General features: G+C 44.3%; 27 protein-coding genes. 13 read left to right on the forward strand and 14 right to left on the reverse strand.

All coding sequences use genetic code 11. The annotated features are described in order from the left end of the window. Positions 1 to 112 precede the first annotated feature (112 nt). Both AB4623_RS11365 and narQ read right to left on the reverse strand, forming a co-directional pair. A complete protein-coding gene (locus tag AB4623_RS11365; RefSeq protein ID WP_017062609.1) occupies positions 113 to 745 on the reverse strand; it encodes a response regulator in 633 nt (210 codons plus the stop codon). Next, entirely contained in the window at positions 732 to 2,462 is a 1,731-nt protein-coding gene (gene narQ / locus AB4623_RS11370) for a nitrate/nitrite two-component system sensor histidine kinase NarQ (RefSeq protein WP_017062610.1), read from the reverse strand. Before narQ ends, AB4623_RS11365 begins: the two co-directional genes overlap by 14 nt. A 253-nt stretch (positions 2,463 to 2,715) precedes the next feature. Here narQ and napF point away from each other — a divergent pair, with 253 nt between their 5' ends. The 6 genes from napF to AB4623_RS11400 all read left to right on the forward strand — a co-directional run bounded on the left by napF (position 2,716) and on the right by AB4623_RS11400 (position 7,357). After that, the gene (gene napF / locus AB4623_RS11375) at positions 2,716 to 3,195 is read left to right on the forward strand and encodes a ferredoxin-type protein NapF (protein WP_017067052.1); all 480 of its coding nucleotides are present in this window, start codon (positions 2,716 to 2,718) and stop codon (positions 3,193 to 3,195) included. Between the two features lie 23 nt (positions 3,196 to 3,218). Beyond that, the gene (locus AB4623_RS11380) at positions 3,219 to 3,524 is read left to right on the forward strand and encodes a chaperone NapD (RefSeq protein WP_008219286.1); all 306 of its coding nucleotides are present in this window, start codon (positions 3,219 to 3,221) and stop codon (positions 3,522 to 3,524) included. Next, entirely contained in the window at positions 3,521 to 6,010 is a 2,490-nt protein-coding gene (gene napA / locus AB4623_RS11385; RefSeq protein ID WP_372102959.1) for a periplasmic nitrate reductase subunit alpha, read from the forward strand. Before AB4623_RS11380 ends, napA begins: the two co-directional genes overlap by 4 nt. Positions 6,011 to 6,135: 125 nt before the next feature. Next, positions 6,136 to 6,597, forward strand: coding sequence for a nitrate reductase cytochrome c-type subunit (locus AB4623_RS11390; protein ID WP_017062614.1), 462 nt, complete (start codon positions 6,136 to 6,138; stop codon positions 6,595 to 6,597). Positions 6,598 to 6,626: 29 nt separating this feature from the next. After that, positions 6,627 to 7,208 (forward strand): NapC/NirT family cytochrome c, encoded by a 582-nt coding sequence (locus tag AB4623_RS11395; protein WP_009845456.1) that lies wholly within the window; start codon positions 6,627 to 6,629, stop codon positions 7,206 to 7,208. 11 nt (positions 7,209 to 7,219) lie between these two features. Further along, the gene (locus tag AB4623_RS11400; protein WP_010430103.1) at positions 7,220 to 7,357 is read left to right on the forward strand and encodes a TIGR02808 family protein; all 138 of its coding nucleotides are present in this window, start codon (positions 7,220 to 7,222) and stop codon (positions 7,355 to 7,357) included. Positions 7,358 to 7,793: 436 nt separating this feature from the next. Here AB4623_RS11400 and AB4623_RS11405 read toward each other — a convergent pair whose 3' ends face one another. After that, the gene (locus AB4623_RS11405) at positions 7,794 to 8,477 is read right to left on the reverse strand and encodes an SH3 domain-containing protein (RefSeq protein WP_017064492.1); all 684 of its coding nucleotides are present in this window, start codon (positions 8,475 to 8,477) and stop codon (positions 7,794 to 7,796) included. Between the two features lie 96 nt (positions 8,478 to 8,573). On the opposite strand from AB4623_RS11405, the gene AB4623_RS11410 reads away from it, so the two are divergent. Then, the gene (locus AB4623_RS11410) at positions 8,574 to 9,149 is read left to right on the forward strand and encodes a hypothetical protein (protein ID WP_372146417.1); all 576 of its coding nucleotides are present in this window, start codon (positions 8,574 to 8,576) and stop codon (positions 9,147 to 9,149) included. A gap of 269 nt (positions 9,150 to 9,418) precedes the next feature. Continuing rightward, complete coding sequence (locus tag AB4623_RS11415; protein WP_017062621.1) at positions 9,419 to 9,661, forward strand: hypothetical protein; 243 nt, start codon at positions 9,419 to 9,421, stop codon at positions 9,659 to 9,661. A gap of 169 nt (positions 9,662 to 9,830) precedes the next feature. On the opposite strand, the gene AB4623_RS11420 is transcribed toward AB4623_RS11415, so the two are convergent. Then, entirely contained in the window at positions 9,831 to 10,289 is a 459-nt protein-coding gene (locus AB4623_RS11420) for an Lrp/AsnC family transcriptional regulator (protein ID WP_017062622.1), read from the reverse strand. Positions 10,290 to 10,438: 149 nt separating this feature from the next. Between AB4623_RS11420 and AB4623_RS11425 the strand changes: the two genes are divergently transcribed. Both AB4623_RS11425 and AB4623_RS11430 read left to right on the forward strand, forming a co-directional pair. Next, entirely contained in the window at positions 10,439 to 11,368 is a 930-nt protein-coding gene (locus AB4623_RS11425; protein WP_017064490.1) for a DMT family transporter, read from the forward strand. A gap of 158 nt (positions 11,369 to 11,526) precedes the next feature. Continuing rightward, positions 11,527 to 12,000: an exoribonuclease R gene (locus AB4623_RS11430; RefSeq protein WP_102333499.1), complete on the forward strand. Its 474-nt coding sequence runs from the start codon at positions 11,527 to 11,529 to the stop codon at positions 11,998 to 12,000. A 48-nt stretch (positions 12,001 to 12,048) separates the two neighbouring features. Here the strand turns inward: AB4623_RS11430 and AB4623_RS11435 are convergent, their stop codons facing one another. The 6 genes from AB4623_RS11435 to AB4623_RS11460 form a co-directional block, all read right to left on the reverse strand. Continuing rightward, positions 12,049 to 13,422: a sensor histidine kinase gene (locus AB4623_RS11435; RefSeq protein ID WP_372146419.1), complete on the reverse strand. Its 1,374-nt coding sequence runs from the start codon at positions 13,420 to 13,422 to the stop codon at positions 12,049 to 12,051. Between the two features lie 66 nt (positions 13,423 to 13,488). Then, positions 13,489 to 14,220, reverse strand: coding sequence for a response regulator transcription factor (locus AB4623_RS11440; protein ID WP_017067448.1), 732 nt, complete (start codon positions 14,218 to 14,220; stop codon positions 13,489 to 13,491). An 81-nt stretch (positions 14,221 to 14,301) separates the two neighbouring features. Then, the gene (locus AB4623_RS11445) at positions 14,302 to 14,982 is read right to left on the reverse strand and encodes a spondin domain-containing protein (RefSeq protein ID WP_102333497.1); all 681 of its coding nucleotides are present in this window, start codon (positions 14,980 to 14,982) and stop codon (positions 14,302 to 14,304) included. A gap of 9 nt (positions 14,983 to 14,991) precedes the next feature. Continuing rightward, positions 14,992 to 15,675: a spondin domain-containing protein gene (locus AB4623_RS11450; RefSeq protein WP_065583911.1), complete on the reverse strand. Its 684-nt coding sequence runs from the start codon at positions 15,673 to 15,675 to the stop codon at positions 14,992 to 14,994. Next, positions 15,668 to 15,808, reverse strand: a complete 141-nt coding sequence (locus AB4623_RS11455; protein ID WP_017067451.1) for a hypothetical protein — start codon at positions 15,806 to 15,808, stop codon at positions 15,668 to 15,670. Before AB4623_RS11455 ends, AB4623_RS11450 begins: the two co-directional genes overlap by 8 nt. 266 nt (positions 15,809 to 16,074) lie before the next feature. Further along, on the reverse strand, positions 16,075 to 16,416 hold the full coding sequence (locus tag AB4623_RS11460) for a YggL family protein (protein ID WP_102333496.1): 342 nt from the start codon (positions 16,414 to 16,416) through the stop codon (positions 16,075 to 16,077). Positions 16,417 to 16,670: 254 nt separating this feature from the next. Between AB4623_RS11460 and AB4623_RS11465 the strand changes: the two genes are divergently transcribed. Further along, on the forward strand, positions 16,671 to 18,698 hold the full coding sequence (locus tag AB4623_RS11465; RefSeq protein WP_017067452.1) for a PhoX family phosphatase: 2,028 nt from the start codon (positions 16,671 to 16,673) through the stop codon (positions 18,696 to 18,698). Positions 18,699 to 18,952: 254 nt separating this feature from the next. Here the strand turns inward: AB4623_RS11465 and AB4623_RS11470 are convergent, their stop codons facing one another. From AB4623_RS11470 to AB4623_RS11480, 3 genes are all read right to left on the reverse strand, one after another. Then, positions 18,953 to 19,573, reverse strand: a complete 621-nt coding sequence (locus AB4623_RS11470) for a LysE family translocator (RefSeq protein WP_017062631.1) — start codon at positions 19,571 to 19,573, stop codon at positions 18,953 to 18,955. A 164-nt stretch (positions 19,574 to 19,737) separates the two neighbouring features. After that, positions 19,738 to 21,024, reverse strand: coding sequence for a DEAD/DEAH box helicase (locus AB4623_RS11475; RefSeq protein WP_372135341.1), 1,287 nt, complete (start codon positions 21,022 to 21,024; stop codon positions 19,738 to 19,740). Between the two features lie 182 nt (positions 21,025 to 21,206). Beyond that, positions 21,207 to 22,190 carry a GTP-binding protein gene (locus tag AB4623_RS11480; protein ID WP_372146421.1) on the reverse strand — a complete coding sequence of 328 codons (984 nt, stop codon included), beginning with the start codon at positions 22,188 to 22,190 and terminating at the stop codon, positions 21,207 to 21,209. A gap of 552 nt (positions 22,191 to 22,742) precedes the next feature. On the opposite strand from AB4623_RS11480, the gene clcA reads away from it, so the two are divergent. Both clcA and AB4623_RS11490 read left to right on the forward strand, forming a co-directional pair. Then, positions 22,743 to 24,149, forward strand: a complete 1,407-nt coding sequence (gene clcA, locus AB4623_RS11485; RefSeq protein ID WP_102397989.1) for a H(+)/Cl(-) exchange transporter ClcA — start codon at positions 22,743 to 22,745, stop codon at positions 24,147 to 24,149. A 206-nt stretch (positions 24,150 to 24,355) separates the two neighbouring features. Further along, positions 24,356 to 25,336 (forward strand): TDT family transporter, encoded by a 981-nt coding sequence (locus AB4623_RS11490; RefSeq protein WP_104216296.1) that lies wholly within the window; start codon positions 24,356 to 24,358, stop codon positions 25,334 to 25,336. Between the two features lie 158 nt (positions 25,337 to 25,494). On the opposite strand, the gene hmpA is transcribed toward AB4623_RS11490, so the two are convergent. Further along, complete coding sequence (hmpA, locus tag AB4623_RS11495) at positions 25,495 to 26,691, reverse strand: NO-inducible flavohemoprotein (protein ID WP_372146422.1); 1,197 nt, start codon at positions 26,689 to 26,691, stop codon at positions 25,495 to 25,497. Positions 26,692 to 26,943: the final 252 nt, after the last annotated feature.

Here is a 26,943-nt window from a genome sequence, read left to right on the forward strand (position 1 = left end):
GAACTTAGTAAGTTCAGCGCCTTTTTTAATGTCACTTTCTCACATCGTCAAAACTATCGAGACATGTATAAACAGTCAGGCTTGAAATAGTGTTATCTCAAAGGACCAAGCCCTACTTCATTTCACCATAGCGTTCTAGATACAGAACCGTGGCAGCGGTACGGGAAGGCACTTGCAGCTTTTTCAGTAGACTCTTCATATGTACCTTAACTGTCGATTCAGAAATGAACAGGTGATCAGCGATCTGCTTATTGCGGTAACCTTTCGCGACTTCTTGAAGGATCTGCATTTCGCGTTCAGTCAGTTGTTCGAAGATATCATTGCGGCTTCCAGCATCATTTAGGTAACGAGCAACCACACTGCTGTAAGCCTTGTCACCGCTGTGTGCTTGCTTAAGCAGTTCAATTAACTCATCGGGTTCAGTGTCTTTCAACAAGTAGCCATCAGCGCCTGCTTTTACAATCGCTTCAATGTCTGCAGGGCTATCAGAAACCGTTAGAATAACAATGTTTGCGCTAGAACCGTCAGTGCGAAGTGCTTTCAAGGTATCTAAACCAGACATGCCCTTCATATTGAGATCCAAAAGGATCAAATCAGGTTCTTCTTCATGAGCAAGAGCAACCGCTTCAGTGCCGTTACTTGCTTCTGCAATCACTTCGAATTCGTCTTCAAAGCTCAGTAATTGGCTTATACCTCTGCGCATCAATGGATGATCATCAACCAGCATTACTTTACAAATCGTCAACTTTAACTTCCTTCAAACTTTTATATTTCAATATGACTGTACAGCCTTCACCTTGCGCCGCTTCAATCGTCAAGTCGCCATTCAGTCTTGCCGCACGCTCCTGCATAATGCTCATCCCGTAGTGGTTCACCTTGGAACTACTTGAGTCAAAGCCATCTCCATTATCTTTTATCACGACTAATACTTCACCGTCCTCATCGATACAGCATACATCTATCAAGTCGGCATTGGCGTGTTTTATTGCATTTATTGTTGCTTCACGAATCAATTGAAGCAAGTGAACCTGACTATGCGCATCAAGCTCGATCGATGAGAGATTATTAGTGAGGTTAATCTTCGCATCGGTTCTCTCGCTGAGCGCCTCAAGCATGGTACTTAAGGCGTCTCCAAAGTTGCCCTCTTTAATGGTCAACCTAAATGTGGTGAGTAGCTCTCTTAACTGGGTATAAGCGTCGGCTAAGCCGTTTCCGATCTCAGACGCGATTTGTTCAGATTGCTCTCGGTGCTGTTGCTCTGGCAGTTTGCCAATCACACGCTTTAATAGTGTAACTTGAATTTTCAAGTACGACAGTGATTGAGCCAATGAATCGTGGAGTTCACGTGCAATCGTGGCACGCTCTTCCATGATAATAAGCTGTTCAGCTTTCTTTTGAGCACGATTGTAGTAGATCGCTCTCGATAGCAGTTGAATGAAGCTTTCGATCAGAGCTTTAGTTGAGTGCCCGTGGTGATATGAACAGTATAAATAGCCGAGAATAAGTTCGTTATCGTCGAGTTTCATCTCAAACTTTTCGTAGTCTAAATTCGAATCGTAACCTTCATCCATAATCAATGAACGGCCTGAGTTATCGACAATCTCGAGCCTCAGTGATCCAATCCCTTCCAAGCTCACGAGATGCTGCAAGATAGCTCGGAAGTTTTCAGGAGCAATACGCGTCACCGTGAGCTCTTGTGACGAGTTATAAAGTGCCTGCAGCGACTGGTTCGCATTTTGCAGCTCAATCGTCTTTGCATCCACCACATCTTCAAGGTTTCGATAAAGCACGCCTAAATCTTTGGCCATCGAGTTGAAGGTTTTGGTCAAAATGCCCATTTCGTTGTTACTGGTCACCTTGAGTTCTACCTCGAAGTCGCTGTTTTTGATTCTTTGGCTCGCACCGACAAGAGCATGTAGCGGTTTAACAACCTGTTTACGTACAAAGTGAACAACAAAAAGAGATATGACCAGAATCCCACCAAGGCCGATACCACCAGCCCACGCTAACTTTATTAACTTGTCTTCAGAGAACTCTTGCAGCTTATAAACGAAGCCATCGATTTCAGCCACGAAGTTTTCAACCAACACGAGATAGTGATCGCGCTCTTCGCTATTCAAGACCTGTTTTAGCTCATGCCAACGGCCGATAATTAAATAGTAATCTTCTGTGATGTCTGTCGGAACATTCCAACTGACCAAATTAGTCATGGATGGCGAGTAAAGAGAACTTTCGAATTCACGAATATGAGATTCATAATCGACAGATTCTATTTGAATATCATGGGCTAAACGGTAGCTTTGCATTCGCATTGAACCGGCCACGTTAACCGCTTCCGCATCATTCAAACTTGAAGCCAAAGTAAAGATGGCAAAGCCAGTCGTAGCAACCGACAACAGCAGTATAGAGAGCAAAGATTTTGCTATCGTACTTGTTACAGATGAAACCGGTTTTATAAGCAAAAGTGCCTTCCTATTGATAAATGACTTGCCAGCGATATCGTATTGTCACACATCAAAAATCATAGCTCCATTCAATATGTGATCACTCGCTCCGTAATTTATTGATCTAAGACAATATATGCCCCCAATTAGCCCTTAGGGGGTATTTATACAATTGTTTCTAAAACTACACTACTTGTGAGGACTCATTACAAGATATTAATAGAATAATGACCTACAATTACAACATCTTAGTAACATCTATAGGTATCTAGTGGTAGATCTATCAAAACGCCGTCTTTTTTCAAGACGAAAAGTTGACTCAAGCCAGATTCGTTTGCCTTGGATTGACAGCCTAGAAAGCTTTACAGATGACTGTACTCGCTGCGGTAAATGCATCGAGAGTTGTGAGACTAAGATAATCATTGTAGGCGATGGTGGTTTTCCCACTGTAGATTTCTCTATTGATGAGTGTACGTTCTGCTATCAATGTGCAGATGTTTGTCCCGAACCCATTTTTAAGCCAAAGCAAGGAGAGCCTTGGCAAGCAAAAGCACAAATCTCTGATAAGTGTTTAGCGCAACAAAATGTTGAATGCCGAAGCTGTGGTGACATGTGTGAACCTATGGCCATTCAATTTCAACTTAGAGCAGGCAGTGTTGCTCTACCAAAAATCAAGTTAGATGAGTGTAGCGGTTGTGGCGCCTGCGTAGCAATTTGCCCTACTTCGGCTATTCTTGTGAGTAATGCATAAAACAAAAATAACGAGAGCAATTTATGGCACTAAATGAAGTGCATATATCAAGTTTAGTCGTGCATGTGAGCCCTGAGCATCTAAATGAGATCAAAGCGGAGATCGAGCAATTCGATAACGCTGAAATCTACGGAGATAGCCCTGAAGGCAAAATCATCGTGGTCCTAGAAACTGAAAACCAAGGTTTTGTAACGGACACCATCGAAGCAATAAACAACATTAAGAACGTTTTGGGGACAGCTTTGGTTTATCACCAAATCGAAACTGGACTCGACGAAACGGATTTAGAAACTGGAAGCAACAATTCTCAACTTGAGGGTGAAGTATGAAAATGACAAGACGTGCGTTTGTGAAAGCAAACGCAGCTGCATCAGCGGCAGCCGTTGCAGGTGTAACACTACCGGCAACAGCAACCAACCTGATCGCTAGCTCTGATCAAACAAAAATCACGTGGGATAAAGCGCCTTGTCGTTTTTGTGGTACGGGCTGTTCGGTACTAGTAGGTACTCAAAACGGCAAAGTGGTTGCGACTCAAGGCGACCCAGAAGCACCAGTAAACAAAGGCCTTAACTGTATCAAAGGCTACTTCCTTTCAAAAATCATGTACGGCAAAGACCGTCTAGAACAGCCTCTTCTTCGTATGAAAGATGGCGAGTTCCATAAAGATGGTGATTTCGCACCAGTATCTTGGGACAAAGCGTTCGACGTGATGGCTGAGAAATGGAAAGCATCTCTTAAGAAGAACGGTCCAACAGGTGTTGGTATGTTCGGTTCAGGCCAATGGACAGTAATGGAAGGCTACGCAGCCGTTAAGATGATGAAAGCGGGTTTCCGTTCAAACAACATAGATCCAAACGCTCGTCACTGTATGGCTTCTGCTGTAGTAGGCTTCATGCGCACTTTCGGTATTGATGAGCCAATGGGTTGTTACGATGACTTTGAACACGCAGACGCATTCGTACTGTGGGGTTCAAACATGGCAGAAATGCACCCAGTACTATGGACTCGTATTACAGACCGTCGTCTAAGCCACCCACACGTTAAAGTAAACGTACTGTCTACTTACTACCACCGTTCTTTCGAGCTTGCAGACACGGGTTACATCTTCAACCCTCAGTCTGACCTTGCGATCGCAAACTTCATCGCAAACTACATCATCCAAAACGATGCGGTTAACTGGGACTTCGTGAACAAGCACACGAACTTCAAGCAAGCAACGACAGACATCGGTTACGGTCTGCGTGACGATGATCCACTACAGAAAGCAGCCGCAAACCCTAACTCAGGCGAAATGACTGCTATCTCTTTCGAAGACTACAAAGCGTCTGTTGCTGAATACACAGTTGAGAAAGCGTCTGAAATGTCAGGTGTACCTCAAGAAGACCTTATCAAGCTGGCTAAGCAATATGCCGATCCAAACATCAAAGTAATGTCACTTTGGACTATGGGTATGAACCAACATACTCGTGGCGTATGGATGAACAGCCTTGTGTACAACATCCACCTTCTTACAGGTAAGATTTCTACTCCAGGTAACAGCCCATTCTCACTAACTGGCCAACCGTCAGCGTGTGGTACAGCGCGTGAAGTTGGTACATTCGCTCACCGTTTACCTGCCGATATGGTGGTTGCTAACCCTAAACACCGTAAAATTGCAGAAGATATCTGGAAACTTCCAGAAGGCACCATTCCACCGGTACCCGGCGCTCACGCTGTTCTTCAAGACCGTATGTTGAAAGACGGTAAAATCAACGCTTACTGGGTAATGTGTAACAACAACATGCAAGCGGGTCCAAACATCAACACTGAACGTCTGCCAGGTTACCGTAACCCAGATAACTTCATTGTATGTTCTGACCCGTACCCAACGGCAACAGCTCAAGCGGCTGACCTCATCCTTCCAACAGCAATGTGGATTGAGAAAGAAGGCGCTTACGGTAACGCAGAGCGTCGTACACAAGCATGGTACCAACAAGTGAAAACTGTAGGTGAAGCTAAGTCTGACCTATGGCAAATCATGGAATTCTCTAAGCGCTTCACTATTGAAGAAGTTTGGGGTGAAGAACTGGTTGCGAAAATGCCTGAGTACCGTGGCAAAACCATGTACGACGTGCTTTACAAAAACGGCAACGTTGATGCATTCCCACTGTCTGAAGCTCAAGAGCTTAACGACGATGCACAAGCTCAAGGTTTCTACGTTCAAAAAGGTCTATTCGAAGAATACGCAGCCTTTGGTCGCGGCCACGGTCACGATTTAGCACCATACGATCGCTACCACCAAGTTCGTGGTCTACGTTGGCCTGTTGTTGACGGTAAAGAGACACTATGGCGCTTTAAAGAAGGTTCAGATCCATATGCTAAGAAAGGTTCTGATTGGGACTTCTACGGCAAACCAGATGGTAAAGCACTGATCATCAATGCACCATACGAAGCGCCACCTGAAGTACCAAACGATGAATACGATATGTGGCTATGTACAGGTCGTGTTCTTGAGCACTGGCACACAGGTACTATGACTCGTCGTGTACCAGAACTTTACAAAGCAGTACCGGATGCACTTTGTTACATCCACCCTGCTGATGCTAAAGCTCGTGGTCTTCGCCGTGGTGATGAAGTTCTTATCGAAAACAAACGTGGTGAAGTACGCGTTCGTGTTGAAACTCGTGGTCGTAACCGTCCACCACAAGGCTTGGTATTCGTACCATTCTTTGATGCAAGAATTCTGATCAACAAGTTGATCTTGGATGCAACGGATCCTCTATCTAAACAGACGGATTACAAGAAGTGTCCAGTTAAGATCACTAAGGTCGCTTAAGGACAATATGTTCTTACCACTTAGCTCGTAGATCTGACGTTTTTAATATTGCGACTGCTTTTTTCGTTACTTTTTGAAAGAAGTAGTCCACTCAAAGAATTAGCCTTTAGGCGGAGAAATTAACCATGAAAAAACTGATTACTGCCCTACTATCAGCTGGTCTTTTGCTAGCTGGTGCAGTTCAAGCTGAAGCTGAACTGGATAACCCAGGCGGCATTGGTGGCGTAGAATCTCTACGTGGTGCAAGTGAACTTGAAGCAACTCGCGCAGCAGATGACTTCAAAAAGTTCCCTCGTGACCAAGTACTTGAGAGTGACTACGTATACCAACCACCTCTAGTGCCTCATACTATTCGTAGCTATGAAGTTTCTCTTAACGCTAACAAGTGTCTTTCTTGCCACAGCTGGAAAAACGCAAAAGAAATGGGTGCTACTAAAGTGAGTGTAACTCACTACATGAACCGTGAAGATGCGGTACTTGCAGACGTATCACCTCGTCGTTACTTCTGTCTACAGTGTCACGTACCTCAAGCTAATGCTAAGCCACTAGTTGAGAACGAGTTCAAACCTGTAGATTCACTGCGTTAATCGTAGCCGGACTGTAAGAGAGGCTATATATGATAAAATTACTTAAAGCGTTTTGGAAAAGACTTGCGACACCAAGCAAAGCAGCCGTAGGCGTTGTTTTGTTCTTGGGTTTCTCGGGTGGTCTTTTGTTCTGGGGTGCATTCAACACGGGTATGGAGGCAACCAACACGGAAGAATTCTGTTCTGGCTGTCACGCACCTATCGTTGCTGAAATCCAAGAGACAATTCACTACTCTAACCGTTCTGGTGTTCGTGCTATCTGTTCAGACTGTCACGTTCCTCATGAATGGACAGATAAAATTGTTCGTAAGGTTCAAGCATCTAAAGAGCTATACGCACACTTTATTGCGAAAACCATCAATACTGAAGAAAAGTTCAAAGCACGTCGTGCTCACCTAGCGGAACGCGAATGGGCTCGATTGAAGAAGAACGATTCACTTGAGTGTCGTAACTGTCACCAGTTCGATTACATGGACTTCTCAGAGCAGAGCCCCCGTAGTGCGAAACAACACTCGACTGCGCTAGCTTCTGGTGAAAAAACGTGTGTAGACTGTCACAAAGGTATTGCACACAAACTACCAGACATGCACGGCGTTGAAGGCTGGCAATAAGGAGCGATTGAATGAGTACTTTAGAAAGCGTAATTTGGCACATCCTAGGTTACAGCGCTATGCCAGTTATCATTCTTGGTGGCTTTGCAGGTGTTGCAGCCGTATCTCTTTGGATTTTATCTATGGGTAAAGACAAAGAAATCGATTAACAATCGAGATTCCATCAACTTCTACCAGATAATTCTGATATGAGTTGATACGAAAAAGCCACTGATTTCAGTGGCTTTTTTTATTGTCTGGTGCTTCGTATTTCGACTGTTAAGGTATTCCTACTGTTAAGTAAGAGGCAAAACGTTAAGCTTGGTTTTCCGAAGCTTCTGGATCGACGTTCTCTTTATCGACATCTTCCTTATCAAGAATCGGCAGCACCTGCTTACGGAATCCCGACAACAATACTCTCATACCATAAAAACTGTAGACCCATTGTTTAAACGGAATAGCCAGATACTGCTTATATCGGATTAAATATAATGAGGTGCCAATAAAGAAGCCCACTCTGCGATAAAGTAAGATTTCAAAAATTTTACTTATGAACGGTAACCCTAAAGAATATTAATACGTCCAACACTTAAAATGGGGCGATTTTTACTTCGTAAATATTTCATTTGTATTTACATCAAGATAAATTTTGTTTTCAAGGGACAACCCACCACAATAAATAAAATAGACATCTCGATTGCTGTACTTAACAGATTTCACCCATCCGCCTAATTCTTCAAAATCACTTGGGGCACACTCCCCCTCAGAGATCAGTTTAGCCACCGAATTACGGAATTTTTCTTGATGGATCTTGAGGTCATCAGACTTAACCAAATAGGAATCCAATATCTCTTTGCTTTCTTTTTCCGAAATAATGACTTCATCATTCGATAAGCCTGACATAGAGACCCATTCCGCCGTCTGTGGGCCGCCTTCTTTAAGGACTATATAGTCTGAGATACGTGCCCATTCGCCTTGTTTCTCGAGTACCACCACCTTTTCCCCTTTATAGAGGTAATCTGTTATCAAGCCATCAATTTCAGGTTGCTCGACCACTTCAAGCTTTCTCTCCAAAACGTAAAATTCCGTCTGCTCGGGTTCAGGCTGAAGATCCATGATGGGTACAAGCTCAGATTCAGATTGCTCGGTAGCTTCTAACGCCGGCTCTTCCGTTTTCTCTTGTGGGATTGGGTCTTTATTCATGACCAAGAAGTAGTATGCCGCTCCTCCCCCTCCGCCCAATATCAACAACACAAGTAAAGCGATCAGCGCTTTTTTCATCAAATCCACCAGCTCTTCCGTTATAGGTATGTCTCAAGTGTACATCAACTCATGCTGCTGCTCATCTATACTCTCAATAGAGCGCACGGTAAGTAGAGGAAAGTCATGAGTTTTTGGGGGAAGATTATCATTGTAAGCGCAACTTTTAGTGCCAATGTCGCTCTAGCGAATCATTGTGACCGTGAAAACTGGCAAACACTGTTGGATCGTCAGCTCTCTTTTGAAGGTCGCTATAATCAGTACACCAAAGAGTTCAACCAAGTTCTTTCAACCTATGAGTCACAGACATTGTTATCTAAACACTTTAATGAAAAGCAGATCATTGAGCTTTGGGCAAAGTATGAAGAAAGGTTTAATGTGCAGCTCAATAGTCATATGAATACCGCGTATGACGTCTCCGAGGTTTTGCTACAACAGGCGTATGTTGTGTCTAGTGAACTTGAAGGCGCTGACTCTCTAGCGTATTCATGGCAAGCCGTCGCCAAACACTGCACCAAAGCAAGACTCCCGCGCCAGGCAGAAAGCGCAAAGGTGCACGTACAAAGCTCACAATCACTCTCCCGAGATCTCCATACACTCAGTGAAAAATTCCGTCAGCTGTCTTCAAAATACCGCAGAGAAGCGACGATGATTGATGAAGCGCGCCACATAAACCAACCAGCAAACGATGCATCAAACTGAAATCACCATTAGATTCTCTCACTCGTTCGACCGGACTTTTCCGATAAATATGCTCAATCCCATTCATAATATTCTAAGAACTCGTTAATCAAAGCTTTATCAATAGGTTGTAAAAGTAATGTGCTATCTATCAACAATGAAGTTCAATTTCCGACCAATGCAAGCGAGTATGTGAGATATTCATCACAAAATAGATTTACAAACGCCAGAAAATTGTTATCATGAATCTTCATATAACTTAATAACAAGAAACATTTTGGCTAGGTAATATGCAAAAGACTATGGCTTTCAACTGCTTGAGTAACACGGAATGGACTGCAGAGATAAGAGGTAAACTTTTATCTGTAGCTAAACACATGGAAGAGTTCGGTTCAGTAAGTGAGCTAGAGCTATGTAAGATATTTGGAGAGACAATTTGGAATGACGGCGTGGATTATCATTCACATGCTTTTTCATTCAGAATTAATGCACAAACTGGGGATTGTTCAATCTCTAACTTTAAGTATCACTAAGTTTTGCACCTATCATATACGGAGTACCTTTCACGAGGTGCTCCGTTTTTTATTGCCTGAAGCCTGACACTTAATGGATGATTTTTGATATTGACCGCGCTTCTACTTCAGGAGTAAACCATTTCGTTTTCAGCTCATTCTGCCTTCGTGTTACTGCTCAGAGTTTGGCTTAATCGGTATAAATTGGCAGTGGTGCATTGCCTTTTACTTGTCTTATCGCAAGGTGGGTATGAATATCTTTCACGTTAGAGAGCCTTTGAAGTTTTCTTGTAAATGCCTCGTAGGCCATCAAGTTCGGGCTAACCACTTCTAGCAAATAGTCATAAGCCCCAGATACAACGTGGCAACTGATCACCTCTTCCATCTCTACAACAGCCGCCTCAAACTTATCTATCGACACTTCTTGGTGGTTGTTTAGGCTCACCTCAACAAACACACTCATTGCGATGCCGACTTGTTCTCGTGACAAGCTCACACGATAACCGTCAATAATGCCCTTTTCTTCTAGCCTTTTGACTCGTCTTGCACAAGGCGAAGGTGATAAACCCACTTCATCAGCAAGTTCAGCCGTGGTTAACCTGCCATCTTTTTGTAGCAGTTCGAGAAGATGCCTATCAATTCTATCCATAGTAAATGCCAAACATTAGTTAAATCCGTTAATTATTTGGTGAATATTAGCAGAAATCATCAACGATAGTTCAAGTTTAGCCAAAACTTGCCAACCTGTGGCACACCAACTGTTCCATAATGAGTCATCACCCACTCTCCTTCTATATTATGAATCTTGGCTACTTATCTATTACTGTCACCCTACTCATTTGGGCGAGCTTTTTTCTTTCTCTTAAAGGCGGCGCAAATTCAGATTTAACACCTGCCGATATCGCTCTCACAAGATTTCTCATACCGGCTTTGGTGTTATTGCCTTTGATGTGGAAAGCACGCAGCGCAATTGCCGTCGTCCCTAAACGGTATCTAACGGGTATGTTCGTAGGTAGCGGATTACCTTATCTGCTTGTTGCCGGAACGGCCATGCAGTTTGTTCCGGTATCTCATGGCAGTGCTCTTGTTCCGGGCACGCTTCCTCTGTTCGTTACAGGAATTGCGGTACTCTTTTTTAAGCAGCCACTCAGCCGACATCGTGTTGTTGGTTTAGGTTTGGTTTTGCTCGGCATACTGTTGTTTTTAGGGAGTAGCTTAAGCAGCTTCAACTTCGAATACACCAAAGGTCATTTGTTGTTTTTATGCGGAAGCTTAATGTGGGCGATGTTCACCATCTCAGCCCGTGTCGCTAATCTTAATGCGTTAGTCAGTGCCGGTTTTATTTCTCTCTGTTCTACTTTGCTTTTACTCGTCCTAATCCTGACTGGAACCCTCCCAAGCCACCTAATGGACACACCAATCGCTAATTGGCCCTTCACGGAGCTTGCCGTTCATTCAACAGTGCAAGGCGTTGGGGCGGGTTTAATCGCTGCGTTCACTTACCTTTATGCGGTTAATACCTTAGGGGCTGAACGCTCTGCCGCTTTTGGCAGTGCAACACCCGCAGTGGCGACCTTGTTGGCGATCCCACTATTCAACGAGATTCCTGATGCGATGACTTGGCTCGCCCTTGGTTCTATTTGCATCGGCAGTTTGGTCGCGAGCAACATATTCATGAGAAACGACCAGTCGATGCAGTACCAACCGCCAAGCCATAGCAAAGCCTGATACTGCGTTCAAACCTAAATACAGTTCCCCTAAGCATCGATTTTAGGGCTTGTAGTACACAGATAAGCCTGCCAACGCAGGCTTATCTAAAATCTGCTTTTTCTAAACTCGCTTCTCCATTAAACTGTCCGACCTTTTTGCAGATCCAAGAGAACACCATGCAACGCGACTACACCTTAAATTGCTTAATCACCATGCCTCGCCATGAACTAGAAGAATTTAGTTTAAGAATGATTCATCGCCTTGTACCTGAAGATGCAATGACGGAATTGTTTACGTTCGAGCAAGAAGAAGTCACCAGCGAAGAACGCATGCAATCAGCGAAATTTGACGCAATGCTTCGAATGACAGCTATCGCGCTTGGTGAAGTAAACCTAGCCTTCTCAGAGTCGGATAACTCGCAACAGAACATCGAGCGAATGACTCGCCTACTGCTTTGGCACTTCTACTCAATTTCTTTCAACCTTGAAGAAGCAATCGCAATCGAAGTGCACTGTGAGAAAGTAGAAAAGATCTTAAACAACGCACCTAAAGATGCGTTTGGCTGGGTTAAAGAATTAACTGAGCTACTTCACTTCTACGCGAAAGTGAACGAAGGCAACGAAGGCAACGAAGACAGAAAAGACGCTTAACGTTAGTTCTACGTAAGTATACATCGAGCTAAACGAAGGCAGACAGAGCTATACCGAAGGCAAATAAAAGCTTTGCTGAAAGGAGTTCTCTGCCTTTGTTGTTTCTAGCACGCTGTGATGTAACATCAGTATCGACTGCGCGATCTTGGTTCCTATTCCCAAAGAACCATTCGGCGCTTCCAGTTCAACCTCATTATGAATCACCACCTTCACCCGTTTGGAATCCGCTTCAAAACCAACATCTAACGACACCACAGTGCCACTTGGGCTATGCCTCAATGCATTATCTAACAGATTCAAAATCAACCTCTCAAGCAGATCACTGTCACCCACAGCCTTGATTCCAATAGGCATATTAATGTTCAACTCAACATTTTTATGGCGATATTTGCTTTGTATCGTTTCTAAGCATTCGCTCATCAGCCCATTGAAATCGATTGAAGCGTATTGATATGTGGGTACCGGGTTATCTTTCTTGGCGCTATCTAACAGCGAATGGAGCTGTTCAGATAACTTGTTGCCATTGCGATATGCCACATCTATGAGTGGATCCGAATGTGGGTTTTGAATCCTCCACGTTTCTAGATACCCCAATACACTCGACAATGGCGTTTTCAAATCATGACTGAGCTGTAATAAGCTTTGTCTGCGGTGTGACGACTGATATTCAAGTTGCAAAAATTGCTGTTGAATGTGCTTCGCCATCAACTGATACGAGCGTGCAATCGGCACCAATTCTGGTACTTGATGAATGAAGTTCGGGTCCAATCGAAAATCTTGCTCTGCTTGTTGTTGCAGCTTGTTTGTAACTTCTTCGATAGGGTTTAAGAGGCTGCGCTTCACGAGCAGGTAAGCCCCAATCGCAAAACCTAAGATAGAGATCAGCATAAGTCCTGCTAGCGCCATATAAGGTGTGTCGACTTGCGAATTAGCAATCACGGTATGGCGATTACTGCCAATCAACACATACAGATACCCAACTGTTGAACCCAACTCTTCAATCGCAGCAACGGAAAACACCTTACGAGAATCAGGATTGATAGGGTCTTCGCCAAGAATCGGATAAGGCTCGTCATTTAAAAATTGTCTAATGGGTGCTAAGTCTATCTGGTTGGCTAACACAGTGCCTTCCGGCGCAGCATGAGTCGTAATTTTGCCCTGACTGTCGAGGAAGTAGATATCGAAATCTGGCCCTATTAACATCAAGGTGTGAAATATGGATTTGAGCGCTTTAGGGTTGTAGTCGGTACCAATCATCAGAGGATTATCATCGCGCATGTGAACCGCGAGCTCTTTATGTAAGCTTTGTTTAGTTCTTTGTTCTATGGTCTCTTTTTGCCAATTATAGGTGTAAGCAATCACCACACTCACGAGCAGAAACCACAAACTGGTGAACAACACTAAACGCGATTTGAAACTCATGTTCTCTCCTCGATGGCTCTTAGGTGTTACTGGTCTTTTAGTAAACTTCGGACGCGACACATAGGCCTAAGCTTTCGACTCAAACTTATAACCAACACCCCAAACGGTTTTAATGAAATCATCATCACTATTCGGCATCGCAAGCTTGGTTCTTAGACGGTTGACTGTGCTACACACGGTATGGTGATAGCCAGAGTGATGAGTATTCCAAACATGATCGAGCAGCTCGTCTTTGCTATACACACGCCCCGGGCGGGTTGCTAAGAAATGAAGTAAGGTAAACTCGGTAGCTGTCAGCGGTACGTCTTGGTTATTGAGTGACACCTGATGGCGTTCAGGTTGAATAGTGAGCACACCAAAATTCATAATCGATTCTGCTGTCACAACCTCTTGAGTCGCTGATTCGACATGGCTTAAACGGCGAAGCACGTTCCTCACTCTTGCTTGAAACTCGAGAACGCTGAAAGGTTTCGTTATGTAGTCATCAACACCGGCTTCTAAGCCTGACACCTTATCTAACTCAGCGTCTCTTGCGGTTAGCATGAGTACTGGCGTCCAATCCTCTTGCTGACGCAACATTCGACAGAAATCGAGTCCGTCACCGTCTGGTAAGCCACGATCCAGTACGATCAAATCGAAATGACCCTCTTTATAGAGCGCCTGAGCCTTTTCAATCACATTAGCTCTGATTACGTTATGCCCTTGGAACTTAAGATGCATCTGCACCAGTTCAGCCAAGTCATCATCGTCTTCAACCAACAATATGTTTGCCATCAAATTTACCGCAGCACTATTCATGATCCCTGCTCTATTCTGAGTCCGCCCACCTTTCAATTGACCGGAACAGAGCAGGAATTCTTTCATCGTGCTTTCAACCTGTTACTGAGTTCGAGTAATGGTGATTCTTGCACCGGGGTTAAGGAAACGATGATTTGCACTTAAAGTAGAGGTCGTAAGGCCATCATCTTGGCTGATTACGCCAGAGTGAAAACTCACTATATCGGTGTCGTCTCGTGTGGTATTAAAACCTTCACCACCGCCTGCTGGTCCCGGAATGGTTGCAGCAAGCTCATCGTTCAGCTCAGTTCCCGAATCCCAAACATTCATGTTCATGGTAAAGGTATCACCCACCGCTAATGACTTGAGCGATAATCCGGATTCGCCGACAAACGCATCATTGGTGTTCACCAACATGGAAGCAACTGAGATATATCCTTCTTGATTTGGGTCGACACGAATCGACACCGTGTCTTGCTCACCTGAAAGAATCAGTCCATTGCCTGAGGTGCCTTGATAAACATTGGCGTCACTGTCACTGAGCGCAAGCAATTGTGCATTACTACCCCCTTCCGCCAAGTATTCCAGATCGACAGAGGCACTTTGCCCAACTTCAAACAGATCAAAATTCGTATTGTGAGTCAACACCGCGAGTGGTGACATTGGTTGATTGGGGGTGAGGTTAGTAACACTCACATCATAGCGATAGTAATCGTCGTCATCGTCCGGACAACCCGCTAACACAGCTACTGATGCAGCGATAAATAGAATTCTAGCTTTCATACATCCCCCTTACTTCACAACAATGGTGATAGTTGCAACAGGGTTTAACCATCGATGGCTACTGCTATCGAGGTCACTGATGCCGCCCGCCGCATCACCATCACCAATGTTACCTGGATGAATATGAACCTTAGCGTTTGATACTGCCGTTTCTACACCTGTGCCACCAGCGCCAAAGGTAATGAATGGAGGGTTCGGCATACTGCCCGCCAGCTCATCATTGGCTTCTGTGCCTGCGTCATAACCATTTAGAGTCGCTTTGTAGGTGCCCGCTTGAGTTGGGATCTTCCAGCTATCTAGACCAACAAAGCCGTCGTTTGTCGGCAGCAACATTGCACCCAATGATAGGTACTCTAAATCACCAGTACTGATATCAAACGTAGTTGCGACGCCTGGATTGAGGATGCCGGCCGCTGGGTTCTCAACCACCACGCCTCCCGCGTTGGCAATGACACCAGATAAACCTGAAATATCGCCACCTTCGGCCATGGACTCTAGTTCCGAAGAAGCCGTTTCACCCGTTCTAAACATGAACAAGCTTGAGTCATGAGCCGCCGCTAAGATAGGCGTAAAGTAGATCCCTTTCGTTGCATTAGTGACAGTGACTTCAAGCTCAGCAGCCTGAACTTGAGCCGCTCCGAAGGCCAACATAGCCGAGCTGATCACTAAGCTGATTTGAGTACGTTTATTCATTTTGATTCCATCCTTTATCGAGTCCTATCGTTGCCAACAAAACGAATAACAGCGATATACCGTTACCTTTGCCAGAACGAACTGTGGTGTTGTTGACTCTAAGAATAACGATCAAATCTATCAGCAACTTCATTGAATTCTCATAAAACTCTCACAAGTTTATCCAAACTTATTACTGCAAATAAAAATAGCGATAAAGTACTAATATTTAATCGAAAAATATCAATTTATCATTTACGTCAGAAGGGATAGAAAAGAAGATAAAGAATAGAAATGGAACGAATAAAACGCAAAAAGGCCGAATCGATTTAACGATTCGGCCTTTATTCTAGCGTACTGTTGTTACTCTTTCCTAAGCCGTATTTGGCCTTTCAATCGAGCTAACAACACAACATCAAATTAGAACGCGTAGTTTGCGTCAATCAGTTCGCTAACTTCCACTTTGCTTACTTCAGCACGAGCTTCAAGCCATTGAGCAACTTGCAGTTGTTCTGCTTCTGTTACTGAACGGTAGCGCTCAATTGAGCATAAGAAACCTTCAAACAGCTCAAGGCCGCCGCCACCAAAGCACAGACCGATGCTGTCGATGAAATCGATAAATTCATCGATGAACACATCGTATTGGTCAAAATCAGCAATCGAAGTCGTGCAGCTTACTTCAAAACCTAGAATAGCGAATTCACCTAGGTATAGCTTTTTGCGTAGGCGACGATTTTTGTTTTCGATTTTATCTAATTTCATAACTGCCTCTCTTTTCGTTTGATAAAGAATTTATACACAGTTCCACATCAATCCCCAAGAGTTTTGTATTACACAAGGGTGTTAATGGCAAAAATCGTGCTACAGAAACAAAACCTTAATCAAATCTATAAAAATCTGTCACTTAACTGCTTCACGATTAGTCACACATTGACCCAACTTATTAACCAATTAGTTAGTAGGTGGGTAAGTCATGAATAACGAATAATAAAATCAGCCAATAGGAAGCAGTAAAGATGAGCAAGGAAACATTTGATAGCACTCGTTTTAATAAGAGCAAAAACAAACCCTTCGAAGAAGTTTTAGATGCGAACCTTTCAAGAAGAAATGTTCTCAAAGGCGGTTTAGGCATCAGTGCAATGACGGCGTTTGGTGCTTTTGGTTTAGCAGGCCACAGCACAGCGCACGCGGCGACAGCATCATCTAGCGCACCGCAAAAAAGCACTGCTACACTTGCATTCGAATCGGTTAAAGGCTCACTGACAGACAGTGTCGTTGTGCCAAAAGGCTATACAGCACAAGTATTGGTTCCTTGGGGTACTCCACTTAACAAGCAAGGCAATGCTTGGTTAAAAGATGGAACCAACAACGCACAAGATCAAGCAAACTCACTGGGCATGCACCACGACGGCATGCACTTCTTCCCGCTTAATGGCAACAGCAACGACGGTTTGTTGGTGATTAATCACGAATACATCGACCAAAAAGCACTGCACGCTAATGGTCCTACATACGATGAAGGCAACCGCCCTAGCCTTGATGAAGTACGTAAAGAGATCAACGCACACGGCGTGAGTGTGGTTCGTGTAAAACTTGAAGGCAACCAATGGGTGATGGTCGATAACGATCCACTTAACCGCCGCTACACAGGCGCGACCGTAATGGATCTGTCTGGTCCTGTTGCTCACAGTGAATTTACCAAAACCAAGTTCTCACAAGACGGCAGCCAAGCTCGTGGCACGTTGAACAACTGTGGTAATGGCTACACACCATGGGGCACTTACCTAACGTGTGAAGAAAACTGGCCGGGTTATTTCGTTAACAAAGGCGAGACAACACCAGCGCAAGAACGTATTGGTATCGCTACTGACAAAACACGTTACGGTTGGGACACGCTTTCAGGTAACAAACAAGAACGCCTAGACGAATTTGCTCGCTTTGACGTAACACCAACAGGTGAGTCAGCAATGGACGATTACCGTAACGAAGCACACGGTCACGGCTACATTGTTGAAATAGACCCATACACAGCAAACTCTCGCGCTAAGAAACGTTCTGCACTGGGTTGTTTCCGTCACGAAGGCTGTACGTTTGGTAAGTTGACCGAAGGCGAGCCAATCGTATTCTACTCTGGTCACGATTCTCGCTTTGAATACCTATACAAATTTGTTTCTGAAGAGAAATGGGACCCGCGTGACGCAGAACCGAGTAATCGCCTAAGTGCGGGTGACAAGTACATGGATAAAGGCACGCTGTATGTGGCTAAGTTCAACGATGATGGTTCAGGTACTTGGCTACCACTAACGTTGGGCAGCAAGACTACAAACGGCGGTAAGCTAGGTGATTCATTTGACTCTCAAGCAGCGCTTATCATCAATACAGCAGGCGCTGCCGACCTTGTTGGTGCAACGCCAATGGATCGCCCTGAATGGTGCTCTGTTGACCCAATGACGGGTACGGCTTACCTAACGCTGACTAATAACAACAAGCGTAAAGAAGCGAACTCTGCGAACCCTCGCGTAGACAACAAGTTCGGTCATGTTATCCGTTGGGATGAAGGCAAAACGGCAGGCGAGTTCGATTGGGATATCTTCGTATTTGGTTCACCAGCAGTGGAAGACAAGTCTATTAACCGCTCTGGTCTAACAGACATGAACCAATTCGCGAGCCCTGACGGCTTAGCGTTTGATGCTCGTGGCATCTTGTGGATTCAGACAGATAACGGCGCAGACGAAGTAACTGGCTACACCAATGACCAAATGCTGGCAGTGGTTCCATCTCAGTTAACGGATGACAACGGCAACAGTGCGGTGATTGATGCAAACAACCAAGCACAGCTTAAACGCTTCTTTGTGGGTCCAAACGGTTGTGAAGTGACTGGCTTTACCATCAGCCCAGATTTCAAATCACTGTTTGTGAACATTCAACACCCTGCAAACTGGCCATCGTCTGAAGATGCAACAGCACAAACTCAAGGCAATGTTCGTCCAAGAGCATCTACGGTTGTGATTCGTCGTGAAGACGGCGGTGAAATCGCGGTTTAATACGCAAATCTAGCTAAGATCAGAAACATTTCTGTTATCTAGTTTCTGTTCGCTAGCTCAGTAAAATCAAAAAGAGCGATAAGGCCAAATGCCCTATTGCTCTTTTTATATTCTATGCATTCTTCGGTTTAAGTAAGGAACCAAGCCTTAAAAACTTATCATCATCCAAAGAGCTCGTCATACCAAGCTCTAGTCATCCTCGAGAAGGAGGGACGACTGAGTCGGAGATCTCTAACCGTTATCGCTTTTCAGAATTAACTCACGAACAGCCACACACCAACACCCATCATCAACGTACCAGCAATACGGTTCATCAACTTAACGTTATCCGCCTTGCCGAGCATATGTTTTAAGCTCTTACCGCCGGTCGCGTATAAAGTCATGCAAACAAACTCAGAAACCAGAATGATCGACACGAGAATGAGTAACTGCGGTGCTAAGTCTTTATTGCTGTTAATAAAAGGAGGCAGCAAAGAAATCATAAACGCCCAGCCTTTTGGGTTCGCAATTGCAGTGACAAAACCTTGAACCACCAAGTCCCAATCATTGCTGACTTTTGTTGTTTGGTTGTCAGTACTGATCGCCAGTTTGCCTCTCGAACGCCACATCTGAACGCCTAAATAAAACAGGTAACCCGCACCAACAAATTTAAAGCCCGTAAATAGCCATGGGTAATTCAACATGATCGAAGCGATACCCAATACCGCGGCAATAGAAACCACAGCGACACCAGCCAGTTCACCGATCATCATCCATAATGTACGCTTGTATCCAACACTCATTCCAAGTGTCAACGCCAAAGTCATACACATACCGGGCGTGATTGACACGAAGAAAAACGTGGGAATAAAAGCCCAAAGTAGTGCGCTATCCATATTATTACCTTATCGACTTGTTTTTATTTATTAGTTCTTGTTTCTTGATCGGGCTTGAAATGAAGCGAGGTTGAAACGAAGCAGTAATGACAATAAACAATATTGCGATCAATACAAACAAAAAGAGCCACATAACAGTGGCTCTTTTCAATCACCAACCGTAATTACTTACGACGGTTTTTAATTCGCTTCATCATAGTCAAACGACGTTCAGCGCTTGCTTGATCTTGTGGCTCTTCGTTCGCGTTGTTCTTACGACCCTGACGGTTTTTGTAAGCCGATTTAGTGTTCAGCTTCTCGATGTAAGCATCACGTTTCTTCGGTTCATAACCCGGTTGTTCAACACGACGAATGCGCTGTTGAATCAGTTTTTCAACTTGAACGACAGTCAGCTCTTCTTCGCGGTTAACGAAAGAGACAGCGTGACCTTGCTTACCTGCACGACCTGTACGGCCAATACGGTGAACATAGTCTTCTGCTAGGAAAGGCATGTCGTAGTTAATTACGTGTGGTAAGCCTTCGATATCAAGACCACGAGCCGCAACGTCGGTTGCTACCATTACACGCGCTTTACCTTCTTTAAAATCGTCTAGAGCACGACGACGAGCACTTTGCGCTTTATCACCGTGACACAGTACTGCTTTAATGCCGTCTAGCTTAAGCTCTTTAACTACATCGTTCGCTGTTTCTTTGTAGTTAACAAAAACAAGCACTTGGCGCCAGTTTTTACGACCAATCAGCTCAGAAAGCAGTTCTGTTTTACGCTCTTGATCCACTGGGTAAACCACGTGGCCGACAGTAGCAGCCGTTGAGTTTTCGCGCTCAACACTAATACGTTTTGGTTTACGCAGAATATCAACAGACAGTTGGTTTAACTGAGTAGAAGTCGTTGCAGAGAACATCATGATTTGCGGTGATGTTTCTACATCCAACATGATCTTACGAACGGCATTGATAAAGCCCATATCAAGGATACGGTCAGCTTCATCAAATACTAGAAATTCTAGGTTAGCAATAGACACGTTACCCGCTTCTAAGTGCTCTTCTAAACGGCCAGGTGTTGCAACCAAAATATCCACACCCAGTTCTAGTTGACGAACTTGTGAAGACATCTTGTTACCACCGTAAACCGCAGAAACACTTAGATCTGTGTATTTAACGTAGTCTTTAATGTTTTGAGCGATCTGCGCAGCAAGCTCACGAGTTGGAGCAAGAATAAGGCCGCGAGCCGTTCCTCTAGACGCCTTTTTACCGCTGTTCAAAAGGTGCTGAATAACAGGCAATGAAAATGCCGCTGTTTTACCCGTACCGGTTTGAGCAGTAGCAAAAATATCATGGCCTTTACGAGCCATTGGAATCGCTTTTTGTTGAATTGGAGTGAGTTTTTCATAACCACACTCAGTCAACGCTTTGACTAATTCAGGAGCAAAACCTTGAGAGGAAAATGACATTGTTACGGGTTCCTTAAGCAGACAGCCTACATTCTTATTTCAGCCGAGCACTATAAAGTAATTAGAGTGATTTATCTCACATTTATCGTGATATAACGCAAACTTTCTCATTTAATCTGGTGTTTATCCCGCCTTCAACGAGGTAAACACCAAGATCCTTGGTTCAAACAGCAAAAACAGGGCTATTTGATGCCACACAGCTTGAGTAGAATCTGCTCGAGATCGCCCCATGGCATGAGCTGCGAGTCGATCACTTCAAGACGAGACTCAAAGCCATCAAGGGAAATTTCATTCACTGACACCACTTGATTCGCCACGTTAAACGCATAGCAACCTTGGTCAGTATTCACCACGGCTTTTACACGCTCAGCCGTTAGCTCCGACAACATTGAGAATAGCGCATCGAAGTCGAACTTATGCTCTGCGCCAAACAACCAACCACAACTAAAATAACCCTGCCCTTTATTCTCTTTACGGATAAACGCTTCACCGGGAGGCAGTTGGAATTGAGGCTCTTGTTCAGCGTGGTCATGATGATGCGCTTCAAGATGAGAGGAAGCACTGCCGTATACTCTTTCAATGTCCAACACTTCCAGTGTCACTTCACCATCGTGAATTAGCTTATGGAAGACTTTTGCTGGCGTTTGATCCGTCACCCAATCATTGAACACATCGATGTCTTCAGAATGAACAAGGTCAACCTTAGTACCAAGAATCACATCTGCACTATTTAGTTGATCATTAAAATTCTGATTCGAGGTGTACTTTTCATTAGACAGATTTCGTGGGTCAACCAAACCAAGCGTCGCTTTTAAATCGACATATGGTGTGTACTGATCGGAAGTCAGTGTCGCTATAACCTGTTTAGGGTGACCAAGCCCTGTCGGCTCAATCAATAAACGGTCTGGCTTTTGGCGAAGTAAGGCATTAATACCCACTGACATAGGCACGCCCGCAGTACAGCACATGCATCCACCCGGCACTTCTTTAATCAAAGCGCCTTGATCTGTCATCAATGCACCGTCAATGCCGATTTCCCCGAATTCATTAACCAGAACAGCCCAGTTTTCATTCTCAGGTTTATTTTTTAGCAGGTTCAAGATGGCTGTCGTTTTACCAACACCCAAGAAACCCGTAATGATGTTTGTAGGAACTTTTTTAGTCATATCAGTTCTCCTTTTTAAGGGAGTATATACTCAATCACCAAAAAGTTGACCCCAATCGATTGTTTACACTGAGATTCGTTAATAGAGGTTGGCGCGAAAATAATCAGAAGAGATAAAGCAGTAGAAGCGGAATGAGGAAATGGGATGCTCCAGACGAACTAAAGGCGTACTTACTCAGTACGCCTCACCCTCGTTACTCAATCGTGAGTTCGCGAATCAGGAAGCCTTAAATATCGACCTGAACATTTAACGAGGAACTAAAACTTTGTTTCTGAATCCATCCAAATTGTGTGTAAAACCTCACTTCTCCTTGCGGTTCGTTATGTTGCTTTACAATTTAACTATGGTTCATTTTTGGGGATATTCAAGCCACCACCAGAGAATCGATCAAAATTGTGACGGCGATTCCACAATTGCCCATAGATTCCATTTATGTAACACGTACATTCCATAAATGAAATTCAACTTTTCATCTTTGCTGCTATAGGATATGCAGAGGACGCGTATAATTTATGACAACCCCGCCTTAACCCATTCAGGAGCCTTATCTCAATGACCAGAAGAGAGAAAATTAAGCAATCCTTATTAGCCAAAATGCCAAGGGATGCTATTAATCAATTTCTCTCAAGAGATAAGACACCCGCTTCCGTTCTCTTTCTTTCTTGTATTGTAGGTGTACTTGCTGGCGTAGTGGGTACCTATTTCGAAGTCGCGGTTCATTTCATCACAGAAACTCGTACCGATTGGCTTAAAGATGAAATCGGTAGCTATTTACCCCTTTGGTTGGCCGCTTTCCTTATTAGTGCTGCATTTGCCTTTATTGGTTACTTCCTCGTTCACCGCTTTGCTCCAGAGGCTGCAGGCTCAGGCATCCCCGAAATTGAAGGTGCGATGGACGGTATGCGCCCTGTTCGATGGTGGAGAGTATTGCCAGTAAAATTCTTTGGCGGCATGGGCGCGTTAGGCTCTGGTATGGTTTTAGGCCGTGAAGGGCCAACCGTTCAAATGGGCGGCAGTATCGGTCGTATGGTCACTGATATCTTTCGAGTCAAAGACGATGACACTCGCCACTCACTGTTGGCTTCAGGTGCCGCTGGTGGCTTAGCCGCCGCATTTAACGCACCACTGGCAGGAATCATGTTTGTGGTTGAGGAGATGAGACCACAGTTTCGCTACTCACTCATATCAATCAAAGCTGTCATCATCTCAGCAGTTTCAGCCAACATTGTATTTCGTTCTATCAATGGCCAATCTGCCGTTATCACAATGCCTCAGTACCAGCCGCCTGAACTCGACGCACTTTGGTTATTCTTATTATTAGGTGTGTTGTTCGGCCTGTTTGGTGTGATTTTCAATAAACTGATTACGCTTTCCCAAGACCTGTTTGTGGCGATCCACAAGAATGACCGTAAACGCTACTTGATGACAGGCACCCTACTTGGCGGTTGCTTTGGCTTGTTGCTCCTTTATATACCTGAATTAACTGGTGGTGGTATTGGTATCATCCCGAACATCACGAATGGCAGCTACAGCGCCAATGTGTTGTTGTTGATTTTCTTAGGCCGAGTCCTCACTACCCTGCTTTGTTTCGGCTCTGGTGCGCCAGGCGGTATCTTTGCACCAATGCTTGCGCTAGGAACACTCTTTGGTTATGCGTTCGGGCTTATCGCAGCGGCATTCTTTCCCGAACTGAATATTGAACCGGGTATGTTTGCAATTGCTGGCATGGGAGCATTATTTGCCGCCACCGTGCGAGCGCCTATCACTGGCATACTGTTGGTTATCGAAATGACCAATAACTACTACCTGATCCTGCCGTTGATCATCACCTGCTTAGGTGCGGTAATCATTGCTCAAATGTTAGGTGGGCAGCCAATTTACAGTCAACTGCTTAACCGTACGCTGAAAAACGAAAAACTAAGACAACAAGATCTCCCTCAACAAGAGGAAGTACGTTAATTACAAATGACTCATGAAACAAAAGCACAAATTCAACGTGCTTAATCTCCCGATTCCGTATCAAAATCAAAAAAGCAAACGTTAAACTTGGTATCATCCACTCAAAATTAGTTGAGTGCCCTCAAAATCTATTGATGGAAGACCTACACACTCTAACTAAGGCAAATAATCCAATATTCTGTAATTAACTAAGTCGGAGCAAGTCGTTGAACTGGAGAAGATTAACCCAAGTAAAAAATGTGCCGCCATCTCAGGCGTCTTTAGCACTTGGCGTTATTGGGTTAGGACAAGCTTGGGCGTTATATATCCCGGGCATTGGTGAGATAATTCGTCCCTACCTCGCTGCATTCGGCGCGCTATTATTGCTGCCTGTTTTACTGCGCTATTTAACGAGCTTTAATACCTTCCTTAATGACATTCGCCACCCGTTAAGCGGAAGCTTGATGGCACCAATGAGCATGGCTTTACTGATTCTGTGCGACTATTTAGCCGAGATATCGCCAGCTATCGCCTACCCAGTTTGGTTCTGCGCGCTATTGCTTCACTTTACCATGATGGTGTTGTTCTTCAGTTTTCAGATCATCAACTTCAAAATGTCGAACATTGTACCGAGTTGGTTTCTGTATCCGGTCGGTTTGATCAGCAGTTCCTTAGCTGGCACACAGTTCGGGCACACCGTATTTTCAGAAACACTTGCGGTCACTTGTATTGGTATCTATTTCCTTATGTTGCCAGTGGTGTTATACCGCTTGGTGTTCGAAGGCAATCTTCCTCGCCGAGCAAGACCAACACTCGCTATCATGGCAGCTCCGGTTAACTTGTCTTTAGCCGCTTACTTGGTTAACTTCGACAACCCAGACCCGATTCTAACAGGTGCATTGGCGGGCATTGCCATCACCATGACTTTGTTGATTTACTTGTGTTACATCCGCCTAATGCGTTTGAAGTTCCAACCTTCGATTGCTGCCGTCACCTTCCCATCTGTGATCAGCGCTATTGCCATGCATCGTCTAACTACATTTTTCGGCGCGGAATACCCACAATGGTATTGGCTACACAAGTTTGGTTTCTTTGAGCTAACCATCGCCACCATTCTAGTGATTTGGGTTGCCGGTGGTTACGTAAAAATGTACTGGCCTGAGTTTTTCGATTCCGACTACATGTCCAAGAAGATGAAACGTTCTTAGATAGAAGCGAAAAGATCTTAGCTGAACCATCGTGTTCTGCAGTAGTCGATGATGTCAGACAAAACCAACCAAACCCAAAAAGGCCTCACACTGTGAGGCCTTTGAATAGGCAAGGTATTAATAGTTCAGGCGAGTGTTACTAGAAATGCCGAGACCTATTAGAAGTTAGCGTGAGGGCCGAATACTTCGTAGTGAACGCGTGAACGGTCAACTTTCATTGCATCTAGCTGCTCTACGATGTTCTTCATGAAACCAACAGGACCACAGATGTAGAAATCGCTCTCTTCAAAGCCTTTAGTATCAGAGATAGACGCTAGATCCATTTGACCTTGATGCGTGTTTTCACATGCAGATTCATCTTTGTTCATGTACCACGTTTTCGCTTCCCAACCTTTGTCGGCAACAATATCTTTAACACGAGTCGTGAAAGAGTGTTGGCCTACGTTCTCACAAGCGTGAAGGTAAAGTACTGGCTCGTTTTTATCTTCCGTGTTTAGGAACTCAAGCATAGACTGCATTGGCGTTACACCAACACCTGCAGAGATAAGTGTTACTGGCTTGCTGCGCTCTTGATACATGAAGTCACCCGCTGGTGCGTATAGGCTAACCTCATCACCAACAGCAACCGTATCGTGTAGGTGGTTAGATACAACGCCTTGTGTCTCTTGGCCTTGTCCTTCACGTTTAACAGAAATACGGTATTGCTTGCCGTTTGGCTTATCAGACAGTGAGTATTGACGAATCTCGCTGTATTGAGAGCCTTCTGGTTTCACTTCGATACCGATGTATTGACCTGGTGTGTAATCCAGAACTTCACCGCCGTCTTTTGGCTGAAGGATAAAGCTTGTTACTAGCGCTGACTCTTCGATTTTGTCTGCAATCACAAACGCACGCGCTGCTTCCCAACCACCAACAGCTTGCTTACGCTGTAGGTAAAGTTCAGCTTCACGATCGATGAATACTTGCGCCAAGAATAGGTAAGCGGCTGTCCATGCTTCTTCCACTTCTGGAGTAAAGGTGTCAGCAGCTAGTTCACGTAATGTCTCAATCAGGTGCAAACCAACAATTTGGTAGTGCTCTGGTTGAATGTTAAAGCTTGTGTGTTTCTGAGCAATACGTTCAACGGCAGTTGTTAACGCTGCTAGATTTTCAATGTTCTTTGCATATGCCGCGATAGCTTCAAACAGTGCTACGCCTTGGCGACCTGTTCTTTGGTGAGTCATATTGAAGATATCTTTCAACTCAGGGTTATGCGTGAACATACGTTGATAAAAATGCTGAGTTAAAGCTGGGCCTGCGCTCTCAAGTAGAGGAATAGTAGATTTGATGATTTCGATATGTGCATTGTTAAGCATGAATTTACTCCGAACACTGAGCCTTATGACCTATATGTCATTTTGACTACTAAAAATTAAGAATGACTTATCGATTTTCTGAAACCTTAGTTATTTTTAGAAACTGAGTTATTTTGACTCGTTTTCATTTCAAAAAATCGCGAAACCTGATTAATGCAACCTGATTGATTGAGATCAAGAATAGTCTGTTTAATCAGCGCTATAATTGGGCTTCTCTGTATCTTCTGCACAATCAGTGCCAACTTTATCAAT

The organism is Vibrio sp. 10N.222.52.C12 (assembly GCF_041474215.1).
Taxonomy (GTDB): Bacteria; Pseudomonadota; Gammaproteobacteria; order Enterobacterales; family Vibrionaceae; genus Vibrio; species Vibrio crassostreae_C.